The organism is Mesobacillus maritimus (assembly GCF_019749255.1).
Taxonomy (GTDB): domain Bacteria; phylum Bacillota; class Bacilli; order Bacillales; family Cytobacillaceae; genus Mesobacillus_B; species Mesobacillus_B maritimus_A.
The window spans coordinates 160322-174326 of the sequence record NZ_JACWFH010000008.1; the positions used below are offsets into that span (position 1 = coordinate 160322).

19 protein-coding genes and 1 riboswitch are annotated in these 14005 nt (G+C 38.4%); of the genes, 13 read left to right on the forward strand and 6 right to left on the reverse strand.

What is annotated here, in order from left to right:
* Positions 1 to 75 precede the first annotated feature (75 nt).
* Positions 76 to 1233, forward strand: coding sequence for a YqgU-like beta propeller domain-containing protein (locus H0185_RS06140; RefSeq protein WP_221872215.1), 1158 nt, complete (start codon positions 76 to 78; stop codon positions 1231 to 1233).
* 29 nt (positions 1234 to 1262) lie between these two features.
* Entirely contained in the window at positions 1263 to 1580 is a 318-nt protein-coding gene (locus H0185_RS06145) for an MTH1187 family thiamine-binding protein (RefSeq protein ID WP_221872217.1), read from the forward strand.
* Positions 1581 to 1613: 33 nt separating this feature from the next.
* Here H0185_RS06145 and H0185_RS06150 read toward each other — a convergent pair whose 3' ends face one another.
* Both H0185_RS06150 and H0185_RS06155 read right to left on the reverse strand, forming a co-directional pair.
* Positions 1614 to 1787 carry a DUF2759 domain-containing protein gene (locus H0185_RS06150; protein ID WP_221872219.1) on the reverse strand — a complete coding sequence of 58 codons (174 nt, stop codon included), beginning with the start codon at positions 1785 to 1787 and terminating at the stop codon, positions 1614 to 1616.
* Between the two features lie 102 nt (positions 1788 to 1889).
* Positions 1890 to 2366 carry a hypothetical protein gene (locus H0185_RS06155; protein ID WP_221872221.1) on the reverse strand — a complete coding sequence of 159 codons (477 nt, stop codon included), beginning with the start codon at positions 2364 to 2366 and terminating at the stop codon, positions 1890 to 1892.
* Positions 2367 to 2460: 94 nt separating this feature from the next.
* Here H0185_RS06155 and H0185_RS06160 point away from each other — a divergent pair, with 94 nt between their 5' ends.
* Both H0185_RS06160 and H0185_RS06165 read left to right on the forward strand, forming a co-directional pair.
* On the forward strand, positions 2461 to 3096 hold the full coding sequence (locus tag H0185_RS06160) for an MBL fold metallo-hydrolase (protein WP_221872223.1): 636 nt from the start codon (positions 2461 to 2463) through the stop codon (positions 3094 to 3096).
* A gap of 160 nt (positions 3097 to 3256) precedes the next feature.
* Positions 3257 to 4336 carry a class I SAM-dependent methyltransferase gene (locus tag H0185_RS06165; protein ID WP_221872225.1) on the forward strand — a complete coding sequence of 360 codons (1080 nt, stop codon included), beginning with the start codon at positions 3257 to 3259 and terminating at the stop codon, positions 4334 to 4336.
* 62 nt (positions 4337 to 4398) lie between these two features.
* Here H0185_RS06165 and H0185_RS06170 read toward each other — a convergent pair whose 3' ends face one another.
* The gene (locus H0185_RS06170) at positions 4399 to 4641 is read right to left on the reverse strand and encodes a DUF2626 domain-containing protein (RefSeq protein ID WP_221872227.1); all 243 of its coding nucleotides are present in this window, start codon (positions 4639 to 4641) and stop codon (positions 4399 to 4401) included.
* An 81-nt stretch (positions 4642 to 4722) separates the two neighbouring features.
* Complete coding sequence (locus H0185_RS06175; RefSeq protein WP_221872229.1) at positions 4723 to 5424, reverse strand: helix-turn-helix transcriptional regulator; 702 nt, start codon at positions 5422 to 5424, stop codon at positions 4723 to 4725.
* Positions 5425 to 5657: 233 nt separating this feature from the next.
* Here H0185_RS06175 and comGA point away from each other — a divergent pair, with 233 nt between their 5' ends.
* The 8 genes from comGA (at position 5658) to H0185_RS06215 (ending at position 9956) form a co-directional block, all read left to right on the forward strand.
* On the forward strand, positions 5658 to 6740 hold the full coding sequence (gene comGA, locus H0185_RS06180; protein ID WP_343223097.1) for a competence type IV pilus ATPase ComGA: 1083 nt from the start codon (positions 5658 to 5660) through the stop codon (positions 6738 to 6740).
* Positions 6724 to 7758, forward strand: a complete 1035-nt coding sequence (gene comGB, locus H0185_RS06185; RefSeq protein WP_221872231.1) for a competence type IV pilus assembly protein ComGB — start codon at positions 6724 to 6726, stop codon at positions 7756 to 7758. Before comGA ends, comGB begins: the two co-directional genes overlap by 17 nt.
* A 64-nt stretch (positions 7759 to 7822) precedes the next feature.
* Positions 7823 to 8140, forward strand: coding sequence for a competence type IV pilus major pilin ComGC (comGC, locus tag H0185_RS06190; RefSeq protein WP_221872233.1), 318 nt, complete (start codon positions 7823 to 7825; stop codon positions 8138 to 8140).
* Complete coding sequence (gene comGD / locus H0185_RS06195; protein ID WP_221872235.1) at positions 8140 to 8580, forward strand: competence type IV pilus minor pilin ComGD; 441 nt, start codon at positions 8140 to 8142, stop codon at positions 8578 to 8580. The genes comGC and comGD overlap by 1 nt, the downstream gene beginning before the upstream one ends.
* The gene (locus H0185_RS06200) at positions 8564 to 8902 is read left to right on the forward strand and encodes a hypothetical protein (RefSeq protein WP_221872237.1); all 339 of its coding nucleotides are present in this window, start codon (positions 8564 to 8566) and stop codon (positions 8900 to 8902) included. The genes comGD and H0185_RS06200 overlap by 17 nt, the downstream gene beginning before the upstream one ends.
* The gene (comGF, locus tag H0185_RS06205) at positions 8886 to 9323 is read left to right on the forward strand and encodes a competence type IV pilus minor pilin ComGF (RefSeq protein WP_221872239.1); all 438 of its coding nucleotides are present in this window, start codon (positions 8886 to 8888) and stop codon (positions 9321 to 9323) included. The genes H0185_RS06200 and comGF overlap by 17 nt, the downstream gene beginning before the upstream one ends.
* Before the next feature lie 3 nt (positions 9324 to 9326).
* Positions 9327 to 9701 carry a competence type IV pilus minor pilin ComGG gene (gene comGG, locus H0185_RS06210; RefSeq protein ID WP_221872241.1) on the forward strand — a complete coding sequence of 125 codons (375 nt, stop codon included), beginning with the start codon at positions 9327 to 9329 and terminating at the stop codon, positions 9699 to 9701.
* Between the two features lie 72 nt (positions 9702 to 9773).
* Entirely contained in the window at positions 9774 to 9956 is a 183-nt protein-coding gene (locus H0185_RS06215) for a YqzE family protein (RefSeq protein WP_221873051.1), read from the forward strand.
* A gap of 32 nt (positions 9957 to 9988) precedes the next feature.
* On the opposite strand, the gene H0185_RS06220 is transcribed toward H0185_RS06215, so the two are convergent.
* Both H0185_RS06220 and H0185_RS06225 read right to left on the reverse strand, forming a co-directional pair.
* On the reverse strand, positions 9989 to 10783 hold the full coding sequence (locus H0185_RS06220) for a YqhG family protein (RefSeq protein WP_221872243.1): 795 nt from the start codon (positions 10781 to 10783) through the stop codon (positions 9989 to 9991).
* Positions 10761 to 12449, reverse strand: a complete 1689-nt coding sequence (locus H0185_RS06225) for a DEAD/DEAH box helicase (RefSeq protein ID WP_221872246.1) — start codon at positions 12447 to 12449, stop codon at positions 10761 to 10763. Before H0185_RS06225 ends, H0185_RS06220 begins: the two co-directional genes overlap by 23 nt.
* A gap of 170 nt (positions 12450 to 12619) precedes the next feature.
* A riboswitch (glycine riboswitch) is annotated at positions 12620 to 12707 on the forward strand.
* A 190-nt stretch (positions 12708 to 12897) separates the two neighbouring features.
* On the opposite strand from H0185_RS06225, the gene gcvT reads away from it, so the two are divergent.
* Positions 12898 to 14001: a glycine cleavage system aminomethyltransferase GcvT gene (gene gcvT / locus H0185_RS06230; RefSeq protein ID WP_221872248.1), complete on the forward strand. Its 1104-nt coding sequence runs from the start codon at positions 12898 to 12900 to the stop codon at positions 13999 to 14001.
* The last annotated feature ends 4 nt before the right edge of the window (positions 14002 to 14005 follow it).

A 14005-nucleotide genomic window follows, 5' to 3' on the forward strand; every position in this document is an offset into this window, starting at 1 on the left:
TGGGTTTTTTAAAAAGTCTGAAACATTTTTTGAGTAAATACGTACTATTTAATGGGCGAGAAAGGTGGGGGAGACTTGATTGAGTATTTTAATAAATTTAGGATAGTGAACGTAAAACTTATCTTTATTGTTTCGTTATTATTCATAATTACAGGTATGGTTATGGGCTGTTCAAACAATCAATTTTCCCAGCCAAATGTAGGTTCAAGCCATAATCCCATTAAAAAAGAAGAACCGGGGGTTTCTTTTTTTGGAGAAGAGCTCATGCCAATAACAGAGGTGGAAGGTAGTTTCTCTGAAGTTGCGGGATGGCTTACAGATGACACCATCCTTTACATAACAAATCTCCATAAAGGATCAAATTTATACACTTATCATTTATCCTCAGGTGTTAGTTCGTTGTTTTATCAAAGTGATGTTCCAGTTGTTAGCGCGGATATTAGCCCATTGAGGGACAAGGTTTTCATTCATGCAGCGCCAACAAGTTACCAGGCGGAGGTAATCGTTGTAGATATAAACGGAGAAACTCTCTCTCAAGCGAAAATCGATTCCTTTGAGCTAGCCTATGAATGGAACTTTGAAAATGAGGAAGAGGTATTATTATCGGCCTTTAACGAGGATTGGAGCTTTAATACCTATGTTCTGAACATCCCAAAGAGCAGCTTAACGGAAGTGCCCCTTCCCGAACCCTTTATTGTTTGGCCAAAAGCAAAAGAGATGCTTTACTTAAAGTGGGACGAAAATGGGTTAAATCTCAATGCACCACTTATTAAAAGAAACTTAGAAAATAAAAAAGAAGCTACTTTAATGAACTCAGTGCATCATATTGATTCTTCTAAGGAATATATTTTGGCTATCTCTACGAGTGAACAGGATTCTAAAGAGTCAATCTATAGTATTATGAACACAGATTTTGAAAAGATTTCAGAGTTTGAAGTTTACCACTTAACTGCTTTTTCAAGTTGGCTTGTGCCCTTCTATGATTTCATTGACCGTGAAGAAAAAATAATCTACCTTCATCCAGTTCGGAGTGGAGAGGCTGATTTATACGATGAAGGATTTGTGCTAACGGAGTATTCTTTTGAAACTAAGAAAGGAAAGCAACTTTTAAATGACCTTGAGAACGAACCGATTTCATGTTCGCCAAATGGTACTTTGTGTCTTTATGGCTATCAATTTGAAAAGTTGATTGATTTGAAGGAAAAGGAAATAATAAATTTGGTTGAGCAATAGAAGAAAGAAAAAGGAGAGAATAAATAAAAATGGCAATTGTAGATGTAACCGTGATTCCAGTAGGAACTCAATCACCTAGTGTCAGTGCATACGTGGCGGAAATCCAGAAGCTTTTAGCTAATTACGAAAGACAAGAGAAAATTCGATTTCAGCTCACCCCAATGAATACGATTATTGAGGGGGAGCTTCCTGTTTTATTGGAGGTCATTCAAGAAATGCATGAGGCCCCATTTTCTAAAGGGATTCAACGGGTTTGTACAAATATTAGGATTGATGATCGCCGTGATGTATCAAGGAAAATGGAAGATAAGGTTGAAAAGGTACAGAGTTTACTGGATAAAAAATAAAAGGACCGCTATGCGGTCCTTTTATTTTTTCCATTAATGTGCAACAGGATATCCGGAATGGATTACTGTCATAATTGTAAACCAACCAAAAACGAGTAGGGAACCTCCACCAAAAACGATTCCAAGTAGGTTCTTGTTTTTTAAAGCTGAAAAAGTTCCGTATGCAGCCAAAATTGTTACTAATGCAAATATAATAACCAGTCCCATACAAAATCCCCCTTAAAATATTATAAATAAGATCATTAACGATGGTAGGCATATGCCTTATGTAGACGCTACCTTATATTCGATACTATTTTATAGCTTTTTCTAGCATTTGTCGAGGTCTAAAAAGCTGAGCTTACAATTATATGCAGCTGCAATACCTTCCACTAGGGTGGAAAATTGTTTTTCTACAAAAAAAACCTCAGATCCTTCCATACTGGTTTTGTAAACAAGCTGTTCGTCAACTTGGATTTTGGCCATCTCCAATTGCTCACACTTTCCGGTTAGTAAAAAGGCAGTTAGGATGTCTTTATATAAGTATGTCCATGTTTGTCCTTTAAAACCGTTATCAAAGAAACATTCACCAGTAGAGCCGTTATCAAGTACGATGAGGGGGTGTAGTGTTTCGAAAAGTTCTGCTTCCTTTAGTAGAGACATAACATTGATTGCATCATGCTCATCTTCGTAAATATAAAAAGAGTCAACTGCTTCGATTAGCTTTAAATTAGAGGTTAGCAACGGAACAAACTCTTGAATATCCGATATAAGAGGGGTAGCCTCGACACCATAAGCAAAATGCATGGCGGAAAAACCTCCTTTATGATCATACTTAATGATAAGCTAATAATAGTGTAAGATAGATGTAGTGAGAAAACAACCATGGAGGTGCAAGGTTATGAACTGGTTCCCGCTACCACTCGGACCTTTACAAACAAACTGCTATATTCTTTCACAAAAGGATGGTAGTAGTTTAATTATTGATCCCGGTGAAGAGCCTAACAAAATCATTCAATACATAAGTAGTAAAAAGCTGTATCCTAAAGCCATTTTATTGACTCACGCTCATTTTGATCATATTGGAGCAGTTGATGCAATTAGGGAGAAATATGGAATTTCAGTATATATCCATAAACAAGAAGAAAAGTGGCTTTCAGACCCAGCATTGAATGGTTCGCAGCTTTTTTTACCTGGACAACAGATAAAAGCGAAGAAAGCAGACTATGTTATAACGAATGAAAAGAGTATGGAAATTGAAGGATTTACATTCGAAGTGTTTGAAACTCCGGGACACTCTCCTGGAAGCATCTCTTTTTACTTTAATCAGGAGGGAATTGTTGCTTCCGGAGATGCTTTATTCCAAGCTAGTATTGGAAGAACAGATCTTCCAGGAGGAAACCATGATCAGTTATTGGAAAGCATCCATAAAAAATTACTCGTACTCCCTGAGGAAACCTTGGTTCTTCCAGGTCATGGACCTGCTACAACCATTGGCCAAGAAATGGACTCCAACCCGTTTTTAAATGGATTTTAGAATGTAGAGAAACGAGGCCCAAATAAAAACCCTTCAGGCAAGAAGGGTTTTTTTAGGGATGCTACTGTTTAAAATAAGGGAAGGTTATTTCTTTGTTACTAGCTGTAGAATACAATAACGAATCCACTACGTCAATAGTGGAAATCAACAAGGAGATACTATGACCACATACATTAAGGATATGGTTAATCACAGTAATCACAAAAGGATTACCTATGCAGAGTTTATCAGAGCTGCCCTATATCATCCTGAGCAAGGCTATTATATGAAAAATGATATAAAAATAGGGCGCTCAGGCGATTTTATTACAACGAGCAATGTATCAGATATATACGGGAAAATAATCGCCAAATGGTATGCCGTCAATCATTTAAAGTATAAGCTTCCAGCAGCTGTTTGTGAAATCGGCGGTGGAACAGGGCGGTTTGCTAAGGCGTTTCTGGAAGGATGGGAGCAATATTCTTCCGTCCCATTAACGTATTGGCTGGTTGAAGCAAGTCCCTATCATCGACAATTGCAGGCTGAGAAGCTCGTTGGTTTTAATAATTTTGTACAGAACCAGAATATAAATGAGCTTCGTGATTTTACAGGGTTAATCTTTTCTAACGAACTTTTTGATGCCCTCTCCGTTCATGTTATTGAAAAGAGGGGAGGCGAACTATGCGAGGTAATGATTACCTCGGGAGAGCATGGACTCAAGGAAGTCCTCGTGCCGCTTGAAAACCAAGAGATTTTGACATTTGTTGAAAAAAATGGTGTTTACTTAAATGAAGGACAGCGGATTGAGATTCCGTTAGAAATGGAAGAAATGGTAAAATCGATTAGTGAGATGCTTACACGTGGAATCGTTTTTACCGTTGATTATGGATACACAAGAGAAGAATGGCAAAGACCTGAAAGGAAAAATGGGAGCTTAAGGGGTTATTACCGGCAACAAATGTATGAAGATGTCTTACAGTTTCCTGGGATGATGGATATTACCAGCCATGTTCATTTTGATGCCCTCATTCGTTCTGGCGAAGAACATAACTTGAAGTTAAAGGTGAAACAAAGACAGGATGAATTTTTATTAACCGCAGGGATTTTGGATGAATTAGCTAACACATATGACCCAGATCCTTTCTCAGAACAAAGCAAACTGAATAGGGCGATAAAAAGTCTCGTTTTACCTGGCGGTATGAGTAGTGCCTTTCACGTCATCATTCAAGAAAAAGGCTTGAATTCAAATGAATCAGTTTAGTATAAAAGGCAATAGAAAAAAGCGATGGGAAATTCCATCGCTTTTTGGTTGCAGCTTGGGCATTAATGTCCTGCACCAGGTACCATTAAGAATGTGGTGTAATAAGTAAATCCTGCAAAGAAAACCGTTAAGTATGCTCCGAATATGTATATATACATGCGTTCGGATAATTTCAAATAACTTAATAGCAAGAAAAACCCAGTTTGCCCAAAGAAAAGCAAGGATGCTGTATGCATATCCCCTACAAAAAACATGACTGCGAAAATACCTGTCCAGAATCCTAAAACCCTGTACATCCGATCCATAGCCACCCCTCCTTTTTACCAATCAAGTCCATCACATTCCAATTATAAAGTAAAGAGGAGGGAAAAGTAAATAAGCATTGTTTAAACGGTTACTAATGCCTGGTATGTGCAGGATTCACAACCAGCAATAAGGTTCTCTTTTTCAATTAGTTCGATATCTCCGAATAATGATTCAAACATACCTTTTAAGAACTCTACGTGCATGGTACAGACTGTTTCAGGATGTTCCATTGCCACTTCCTTGAATGGGCAGTTAAAAATTTGAAAGTAAATTTTAGTTTGCTCTTCATTTGATTCGAACTCAGGGTAAAAACCTGCAATAGTAGCTGCACCCTTAACGATATTTAACTTTTGCTCAAATGTTAAGTCTTCAACATGTTGGTGATGGCCAGCCATTTCTTGCTCAATTAATTCCATGCCTAGTCGCTTACCTGTGAGATATAAGGCTTTCTTGCCTTCTTCTCCTAGTGACATCATTGTTATCATGGCAATTTTCGAAAGCAATTGATAATCTCGGTATGGAAAATTCAACTGTATAACATCTTCAGACAAGCGGTATAGTCTGCTTGGGCGGCCACCTTTTCCGGTTTTCTTTGTTTCAGAAACCAGCATGTTCACATCTTCTAATTTAGATAAATGGAGCCTTGCCACATTTGGGTGTATTTCAAAATTATCGGCAATTTCTTGCACAGTCACATCTTTATGACGTTTCGTAATGTATTGATAAATATAGTAGCGCGTGGGATCAGATAAAACACTTGTTATTTTTAATGTTTGTTCCACCCTGCTTCACCTCTTACTGCTGAATTTTCTTTTATTATAATACAGCAGGAAATTGGGTTAACACTGTTTGCACTATATGTTTAGAAAATGTTCACAACTAAATGACGATTTAATGAACGAAAAAATTCATTGATCAACTCAATTAACAGACACAATTTATCCATATATTTTTGCGTACGTATGAAGGAAAGGGAGTGAATAAGTAGAATTCATATCCTTATAAAAACTAGGAGGTGTTTAAAATTGAACAATCCATTCAAGCATTAGCAAATCGTATTTTGACAGATGCATTGCATAAAGGCGCTTCGGATATCCATATCATCCCTCAAGGGAAAAATACGGTAATAAAGATACGCCTTGGTAACCAACTCCTGCATCGATATCATCTCAAAAAGGATGTATGCGAACGACTCATCTCTCATTTTAAATTTATTTCTTCCATGGATATTGGCGATAAAAGGCGTCCACAAAGTGGAGCACACTCATACTGCTACAAAGGTATCGAAGTGGGTCTAAGAATTTCAACCCTTCCTGCAGCCAAACTTGAAAGTATGGTCATTCGCCTACTACCCCAGCAAAATCAAATTCCCTTTTACAAGCTTTCCCTATTCTCAGACACATCCAATAAACTTATTTCTCTTATGAAGCATGCCCATGGGTTAGTTATTCTCACTGGTCCAACAGGTAGTGGGAAATCAACCACCTTGTATTCCCTCCTTTCAGAAGCCTCACAAATTATTAACAGACATGTCATTACGCTCGAGGATCCCATCGAAATGCAGAGCGACAATATGCTTCAGATTCAGGTGAATGAAAAGGCAGGAATCTCATATGGCTCCGGCTTAAAAGCCATTCTTCGCCATGACCCCGATATTATTATGGTAGGAGAAATTCGCGATCAAGAAACAGCAGAAATCGCTGTTCGTGCAGCGTTAACCGGTCATCTTGTATTGACAACGATGCATACCCGTGATGCAAAAGGGGCGATTTATCGCCTTTTAGAATTCGGGATTAATTGGTTAGAAATTGAACAGACCTTAATTGCTGTAACCGCACAGCGCTTAGTGGAGCTTGTATGTCCGTATTGTGAAGGTGAATGTCCTCCTCATTGCTATTCAGCTGGTCGTGGAAAGAGGGGGAGTATTTTTGAAATTTTAAGTGGAAGTTCATTAAATGCTGTCCTAAGAGAATCAAAGGGAATAAAGGAAGAATTGCAGTATCGAACATTAAGGGACGCCTTAAGGAAGGGGATTGCCCTTGGATATATAAAGGAGGAAGAGTTTAAGAGGTGGATATTGGATGAGCAAGAAAATTAAATGGCCTGTGCAGGAGCAGGCCCATTTTTTGAAACATGTTGGTGATTTATTATCGCGTGGCTATCCAATCGCAGAAGCAATTGATTCAATTTCTCTTTATTTAGACAACAAGAAAAAGCGTGAGATCAGAGAATGCCTAGCGAGCTTAAAAGAGGGTTATCCATTTTTTCGTGTGTTGTCAGATCTAAATTTTAATAAGGACTTGGTTAGTTATGTATACTTTGCCGAACAGCATGGTGGTTTGGCCAATGCGATAGTTGAAGGGAGTACGATGGTTCTTAAACGAGACGCAGATTATAAAAGGTTGAAAGGTTTATTGAGCTACCCTATCTTCTTAGTCTTCTTGACAGTATTTCTTTTCTATTTTGTTGACAATGCATTGCTACCGCGATTTTTGGTGCTTTATCAAAACATGGAAGTGGAGGCAACCTTCTTTAGTAGGGTAATTAGTGCCTTCGGTACATTTATGCCCATCGCTTTTTATCTTCTTCTTACCTTGCTCTTTGTCACTAGCCTCTATCATATGTTTGTCTTCAAAAAGTATCGAATACTCGATCAGAGGAAAAAGCTCATCCGGATTCCATTGATTGGCCTGTTCTTCAAGCTACTATATTCTCATTACTTCTCAACTCAGTTGAGCTATCTATTATCTGGAGGGATGTCAGTCATTGATGCATTGCAGGTCTTTGAGAAAAATATCCATGAGCCATTCTCAGTAGAACTAGGGCAAGAAATAAAAGCATGTCTTTCTACTGGTATGGATTTGGATGTTGCTGTATCGTCTTATTCTTTTTTTGAAGAAGAGCTTGGGCGAATTATTAAGCATGGCCAAGAAAATGGAAAACTAGATCAGGAATTGTTTTTTTATAGCCGACATTGTCTTTCTAAATTGGAGGAAAAAACGGAAAAGTCGATGAAAATTATTCAGCCATTATTGTTTAGCGTGATTGGCATTCTTATTGTCTCGCTTTATTTGGCCATCTTACTGCCAATGTTTCAACTTATTCAAGGAATTTAAAGTTTATGAAAGGCAGTTTCGTTGCGCTTTAATGTAAGTAATGAATGAAAGGATGGATGATGACATGAAAAATGAAAAGGGTTTTACGTTAATTGAAATGATGATTGTCTTAATGGTCATTTCAGTACTTCTCATTATTACGGTTCCAAACGTTACGCAGCATAACAACACAATTAATACGAAGGGCTGCGATGCGTTTGTAAAAATGGTCGAGGGACAGGTTCAAGCTTATAATATAGATAAAAAAAGCCTTCCATCTTCTGTGAATGATCTTGTCAGTGGTGGATATTTAAAAACTGGAGAGACAACGTGTCCTGACGGGCGACAAATTACCTTAACAGCTGGAGGGGTTGTTAGTGCTATTAAACCGACATCAAACTAATGGATGCTAAGAGCAATGGGTTCACACTAATTGAAACACTCATTGTCCTATCTGCTTTTCTGATTATGTCTTTTTCTTCTGTTCTTCTCTTAAAACCTACCCATCATTATCTACAAAGCCAAGTCTTCTTCTCACAACTTAAATCAGATCTGTATTTTGCCCAACAATATGCGATTGCCCATCAGGAGGAGGTTTCCGTTCACATCATGCCTGAATCAAATTATTACTATGTCCGAACGAGATTCAATGGCCCTATGCTTATTGAAAGAACCTATTCTCCAGAAATTAAGGTTAGGGAAGGGAGTCTTAAACTGTTTTTTCAGTTTATGGCGGATGGAAATACAAATAAATTTGGTACGTTTTTTATTGAAATTGGCAATAAACGATATCGGATGACGCTACTAATAGGGAGAGGGCGATTTTATGTGGTGGAAGAGTAATGGTGGATTCTTTCTCGCTGAGCTACTCTTGTCTCTATCGGCTTGGTTAATTGCAACAACTATTCTGCTGCCACTAGCTATATACCTGATTGGTCAGTCTATAGACCTCCGACATGGGACAGATGCCATACACTTAGTTTATGAGCGTCTGCAAGAAATGAAATTAGGAATTGCACCAACAGAAATCGATAGGGTCGAAAAGAATGGAGTGGTATTTAATTATAAAATGATTCATCACGAATCCGAATCAGTGATGGAGGTGTGTGTCGAGTATAATGGTTATTTTTCTGAGAAGCGTTCAAAATGTGCATTTGCAGAATGAGAAAGGTTTTACTTTAGTAGAAATGCTCATTGCATTTATGGTTTTTTGCATGCTTGCGTCTTTTTATCCGCTTGCCATAAAGACAATAGCTTCTCATAACGATGTAGAGCAAAGAAATCAAAGACTTGAATGGGAGGTGTTTCTCAGTCAACTCAAAAAAGAAGCACGTGTATCAGATCAAATTACGGTTTCAGCTGATAAGTTGCTCATTGAAAAAAATGGCGAAACCATTTTATACGAAAAATATGGATCGATTCTCAGGAGGAGGGTGAACTACACTGGACATGAGACGCTTTTGCAAAATGTAACGAACGTACGGTTTTTCAAAATTACTGGAGGGTTTGGCATTCACGTTCAGGACCTTGATCAAGTTGAATACGGTGCTAATATTAGGTCGTTTATTAGTACGGAGGGGAAGTGACGAATGGGTGAGAAAGGTTTTACTTACCCTTTGTCACTTGGGGTATTGGTCTTCATTAGCTTGTTTCTTTTAATGCTCGTCGAGCAAAATGGAATAGAGAGAAGGTTTTTTAAGGAGACCGAGACGATTCTGTTAGTTGAATACTATTTCCAAGCTTCGGTAGTAGAAGCTGAGCAGCTATTCAACAAAGACGAACTAGCGCAGCTAGGAACGTTTGAATATAAAAATGGGGAAGTAAGATTCACGCGACGCCATCTTTCGCAAGTGCTTGAGGAGGTCACCTTAACCCTAAAGTTAAATACAGGTGAACAATGGGTTGCCATTGTACAATATGACCGAGTAAAACAAAAATTTGTAAAATGGATCGAGAAGAACTAATAGGCGATTAGTAGCAGGTTTAAATGGGTGGATTTTGGACAGACTTGTAAGGTGAGAAAGTAGGTGTCAAATATGAAAACAAATGATTATGTTAAATATTTAACGCAGACTGTGGTAAAATATGCCGAGCAACCTAAGGAAGAACGAGTCAAGATTAGAGTGGAGAGAAAATCAGAGAAATCTCCGTTCTTATTGCGTTGGTTCGGGATTATCCCTTATTCATTTATGCTATTGATAAAACGTCGTAAACACTAAACGAAAACCCGGCAATGCCGGGTTTTTTTATTTTAGATTGCTTGATCAGTAAGGTAAAATATCCCACCGTTGATAACGGAAATAGTAATCTTTGGTTCAAACTGCTCTCGTAAAGCTTGTTTTTCAATTTCATAACTCTCTGTATCATCTTCTATATCTTTATAAAAGTGCTCCAATAATTGTAAATCTTTTTCCCATCGTTGTCGGGCTTCCTCTGCCCAGGTGTGATCCTCTTCACTAAGGTTGGCTCGAAGCAGATTTTCAATTCTGGTTACACCGCTTTTTGGCATGATTATAGGTGAGAGTGTGAAAGCATAGTCTGGTATTTTGGGTGTCAATGGAACTTGTAACAAACGGTCATGAAACCCGGTAACCATTCGACCATTGATTAATTGTAAGCCGATGGATTGATATACATCACGTTTTCGATCACATTGGTAGGAGATTTTTGTATTTAAACATAACCAAGGGAGCAATGGAGTTTGCCTGCCGGGAGCTCCCTGGTAATTTTCATATAATCGAATATAGCCAGCAAGTTTCTTTGAGGATGAGAAAATTTGGTGCAACCTTGGGGAACCAAAGTGAATATTCTCTCCTTTAAGGTCGCTAGGGACTTGCTGTTGATTTGTGATCAATGTAAGTTTCATGGGATTTGGGACCCCACCAGTTTTTTCTAAGTAGTGCCAGTAAAATGGTCGATTCATTAGCTCTTTATCCATTTCCTCTGTTAACTGCACGGTCATATAACTAGGACTTGAAGCGACTAGTTCACAGTTATTAGCCTGAAAGTATCTTAGAAGAAAATCATGAATTTCCTGTTGCTGCATGTCCATCCCCTTCTCTCATTTCTTCAGCAAACTGGATCATTGAGGTGAAGTTTTCCATTTTAATTTTCATTTCCCCTTCGGAAGAGGAGTGACTGAAAATATCTACAAGATGTTCTTCAACCTTTCCAAAGTCCAGCTTAGTTAGGATATCGTCTAAATCCCCAATTACCTTTTCGAAAAGATTGATTTTTTCATATAGCAGTTTCAGGATATGATCTTCAACAGTATCTTTAATGGCGAAGTTGTAAATCATTACATCCTTTTTTTGTCCAAGTCGGTGAATACGACCAATTCTTTGTTCAAGTCGCATTGGATTCCAAGGTAAATCAAAGTTAATAATATGGTTACAAAATTGAAGGTTAATTCCTTCTCCACCGGCTTCTGTTGCAATCAAGACCTGTGCTTTCTTCTCAAATAGCTCTCTCATCCAGTCTTTTTTTCCTCGCTTAAAGCCACCTCTAAAGGGAACCGAAGAAATTCCATGTTGCTGCAAAAACCATTGCAAATATAATTGCGTGGCTCTGTACTCAGTAAAAACAATCACTTTATCATCAATCTTTTTAATTAATTCTAACGTCTTTTCGGCCTTCGAATTTGAGGTTACCGCTTCTACTTTTTTTATAATGGAAGCGATCTTTTGTTCAAATATTGCTGATGGTGTTTCTTGACGTTTTAGCATGTTTTTCAATGTATAATAAACGGCTTCTCTACTGCTGCAGGCTTCACGTTGCAAGGTCATGATTGAAAACGGACTTGATGCCGTTTCGCTTGTATTTTCCTTAAGCAACTGAATACTATCGTATAATTCCTGTTCGGCGCTTGTGAATTCAATAGGAATTGTTTCCACATGGCGTTTCGTCCATTCTATTCCCGTATCTTCACGCCTGTTACGGATCATTACTTTGTTAACGAGTTCTTGTAGATGCTTATCATCATCAATTGAACGAGCATCTTTTTTATATTTTCCATAAAAGGCTGATTCACTTCCTAAGTGTCCCGGCTTTAATAAACTAACAAGGTTAAAAATTTCAGATACCCGATTCTGAATGGGGGTAGCTGTCAGCAACAGACAAAACTTCTTCTTTAAATTTTGCACAAATTCATAGTTTTTAGTTTTGCTGTTTTTTAGCTTGTGGGCCTCATCAATGATGACCATATCATAGCTTTGTTGGAAGATAATATCTCGATGAGGGTTCCGTTTAGCTGTGTCAATGGACGACACAACTACGTCACATTGCTCCCATACATAGCTCTTTCTTTGAGCTACTGCAGGAATGAAGAATTTCGTATTCAGTTCCATCTCCCACTGTGAAACTAGTGAAGCGGGTACAAGAATCAGGGCTTTTTTTACAAGACCTCTGATCATGTATTCCTTTAAAACAAGGCCAGCCTCGATGGTTTTTCCAAGTCCTACTTCGTCCGCAAGAATTGCTTTCCCATTCATATTTTCAACGACCTGTTTCGCTACCTCAAGTTGATGGGGTAAAGGAGTCAATTGTGAAAGATGTTTAGGGGCCTGTAAGCCTTCAAACTGTGGAATGAGCGTGTGCTGTTCAACCTCATTCGCGAGCTTATAAAGCTCCCAGTTCCCCCAAGGACCATCATTTGTGATTCTGTTTATGAGTTCATCTTGCCAAGAGGAATCAAAGGTAATTTGAACCGTCAAATTGTCCACTCCTTTAAAGGTAAAATATATTGCCGAAACTAGCTTAATAATGGTAGGATGGGAGTAGATTTGAATGTTTTGAAATTTACTACAATATGAAAATGGAAATAGCTGATTATTTAGTGGTTATCGTATAGCATGCCCTCACAATGAGAATTTTATAATAGCGGATGATGACAAGGGGAGAGACTACAGTAGTAGCGCCGAAGGAGCAAGCAGATATGTGAATCTCTCAGGCAAAAGAACACTTGTTTGACGCAGCTCTGGAGAGTGTTCCCACTAGGGAGCCACCAAAGGGGAAAGCCTTGTATAAGGTAAACTTTCAGGTGAAAGGACAGAGACCTTCTTTTTAAAAAGGGGGTTCTCTGTCCTTTTTGTTTTTCTCTAGTTTGAGGGAAGAAAATGAAAAATATCAGCGAAAGCCGACAATTTTGAAGGGGGTAAATACATGGGAGAATTACAACGTACTCCGCTGTTTCCTGTCTATAAGGAATATGGAGGAAAAACAGTGGATTTTGGTGGATGGGAGCTTCCTGTACAATTCTCGAGCATCAAGGAAGAACATGAGGCTGTACGAACAAAGGCAGGGCTCTTTGATGTTTCTCATATGGGCGAGTTTGAACTAAAAGGGCCAGATAGTTTAGCCTTTCTTCAAAAAATGATGACGAATGATGTTTCAAAGATGAAAATTCACGGTGCACAGTATACAGCGATGTGTTATGAAAATGGTGGGACTATAGATGATTTAATCATCTATAAAATGGAGGAGAATCATTATCTTCTCGTTGTAAATGCGGCTAATATTGAAAAGGATTTCAACTGGCTTGAGGAACATCTAGAAGGAGACGTTGCTTTAAAAAATATTTCTGAAGATATGGCCCAACTTGCAGTACAAGGTCCAGCAGCAGAAACGATATTGCAAAAATTAGCTGGGGATTTTGACCTTAGGAATATAGGGTTTTTTAAATTTCATAAAGCAGTTCAATTAAATGGGAAAACCGCGTTAATCTCTAGAACAGGGTATACAGGCGAAGATGGGTTTGAAATCTATTGCCAACCAGAAGATGCGGTTAGTTTATGGAACGAAATATTAAAAGCTGGTCAACCTGAAGGAATTCGTCCTTGCGGGCTAGGGGCAAGAGATACGCTTCGCTTTGAAGCAAATCTTGCGCTATATGGTCAAGAACTATCACCAGAGATTTCACCACTAGAAGCGGGGATTGGGTTTGCTGTTAAGTTAAACAAGGAAGTAGATTTTATCGGAAAGGCAGCTTTAATTAAGCAAAAAGAAACGTTCCTAAAAAGAACCCTTGTAGGGATTGAAATGATTGATCGTGGGATTCCACGCCACGGATATCCTGTCTTTAAGAACGGCAAGGAGATTGGGGAAGTAACCACAGGAACTCAGTCACCAACTCTTAAACGGAATGTTGGTCTAGCCTTGTTAGAGGTCGAACACACCACCGTTGGAACCGAAGTGGAAGTTGAAATTCGTGGAAAGAAATTAAAAGCTGTTGTTGTTCAAACACCATTTTATAAAAGAGAGAAGTAAGAAT

Excerpts from the sequence above, each read along its gene's own strand:
- H0185_RS06145 (WP_221872217.1), top strand. The coding sequence starts at position 1,263 with ATGGCAATTGTAGATGTAACCGTGATTCCAGTAGGAACTCAATCACCT.
- H0185_RS06150 (WP_221872219.1), bottom strand. The coding sequence starts at position 1,787 with ATGGGACTGGTTATTATATTTGCATTAGTAACAATTTTGGCTGCATAC.
- H0185_RS06155 (WP_221872221.1), bottom strand. The coding sequence starts at position 2,366 with ATGCATTTTGCTTATGGTGTCGAGGCTACCCCTCTTATATCGGATATT.
- H0185_RS06160 (WP_221872223.1), top strand. The coding sequence starts at position 2,461 with ATGAACTGGTTCCCGCTACCACTCGGACCTTTACAAACAAACTGCTAT.
- H0185_RS06165 (WP_221872225.1), top strand. The coding sequence starts at position 3,257 with ATGACCACATACATTAAGGATATGGTTAATCACAGTAATCACAAAAGG.
- H0185_RS06170 (WP_221872227.1), bottom strand. The coding sequence starts at position 4,641 with ATGGATCGGATGTACAGGGTTTTAGGATTCTGGACAGGTATTTTCGCA.
- comGB (WP_221872231.1), top strand. The coding sequence starts at position 6,724 with ATGAGCAAGAAAATTAAATGGCCTGTGCAGGAGCAGGCCCATTTTTTG.
- comGC (WP_221872233.1), top strand. The coding sequence starts at position 7,823 with ATGAAAAATGAAAAGGGTTTTACGTTAATTGAAATGATGATTGTCTTA.
- comGD (WP_221872235.1), top strand. The coding sequence starts at position 8,140 with ATGGATGCTAAGAGCAATGGGTTCACACTAATTGAAACACTCATTGTC.
- H0185_RS06200 (WP_221872237.1), top strand. The coding sequence starts at position 8,564 with ATGTGGTGGAAGAGTAATGGTGGATTCTTTCTCGCTGAGCTACTCTTG.
- comGG (WP_221872241.1), top strand. The coding sequence starts at position 9,327 with ATGGGTGAGAAAGGTTTTACTTACCCTTTGTCACTTGGGGTATTGGTC.
- H0185_RS06215 (WP_221873051.1), top strand. The coding sequence starts at position 9,774 with ATGAAAACAAATGATTATGTTAAATATTTAACGCAGACTGTGGTAAAA.
- H0185_RS06220 (WP_221872243.1), bottom strand. The coding sequence starts at position 10,783 with ATGCAGCAACAGGAAATTCATGATTTTCTTCTAAGATACTTTCAGGCT.
- gcvT (WP_221872248.1), top strand. The coding sequence starts at position 12,898 with ATGGGAGAATTACAACGTACTCCGCTGTTTCCTGTCTATAAGGAATAT.